Genomic DNA, 681 nt, shown 5'->3' with positions numbered 1-681 from the left:
GGAACCCTTAACAATCCCAAAACTTGTCGAATGGTCGGCTTAATAGCTCACGCTATGCCGACATTCGTCTGCAAGTTTAGTTAAGGGTTCTTCTCAACATCAATAAATTTTCTCGGCATAAATGCATGTCTAATCTTTTTTAGAACAATTAATCAAAAAATAACCTAAAAGACCAAAAACCAAAACAAGATAAGAAAAAACCACCCCCAAAATTCGTCCTAAAAAATGATAATATTTACTCAAATAATATTTCATTTTGAGGGATGATTTTTATGCTAGAAAAAGTGAAAAATATCGAACCCGAACAAGCAATCGGCATTATTTTATTAGCACTTCTTTTAAGTGTTCCAACTATGGATTTACGTTTTTGGATACCTGCTGCAATAATCGTTATAGCAACAATAATCCTTTCTTTGTACAAGATGTTTACCAATTGGCATTGGGCTTTGTCATTTCTAGGCTACTTAATTTATGCAGTTGTCGGCATAGCTATAATCATTGCTTTAGGTGGAGCTATCTTACTATTTATTCCGTTTATACTAATATTTTTCGGCGCAATAGCACTATCACGGAAATAACTTTGTTGCTTTATTCCAATTGCTTTATTGACGTTGAGCCTCGGAACCCTTAACAATCCCAAAACTTGTCGAATGGTCGGCTTAATAGCTCACGCTATGCCGA

At 34.9% G+C, this 681-nt stretch carries 1 protein-coding gene; it reads left to right on the top strand.

Annotated elements, in window-relative coordinates:
* Positions 1–272 precede the first annotated feature (272 nt).
* Positions 273–578 (top strand): hypothetical protein, encoded by a 306-nt coding sequence (locus EII23_RS13025; RefSeq protein WP_158611193.1) that lies wholly within the window; start codon positions 273–275, stop codon positions 576–578.
* Positions 579–681: the final 103 nt, after the last annotated feature.

The organism is Desulfovibrio sp. OH1186_COT-070 (assembly GCF_003860215.1).
Taxonomy (GTDB): Bacteria; Desulfobacterota; Desulfovibrionia; order Desulfovibrionales; family Desulfovibrionaceae; genus Desulfovibrio.
Note: the sequence above shows the minus strand (reverse complement) of the source record. Positions and strands in the feature narration are given on the sequence as shown.

Excerpts from the sequence above, each read along its gene's own strand:
- EII23_RS13025 (WP_158611193.1), top strand. The coding sequence starts at position 273 with ATGCTAGAAAAAGTGAAAAATATCGAACCCGAACAAGCAATCGGCATT.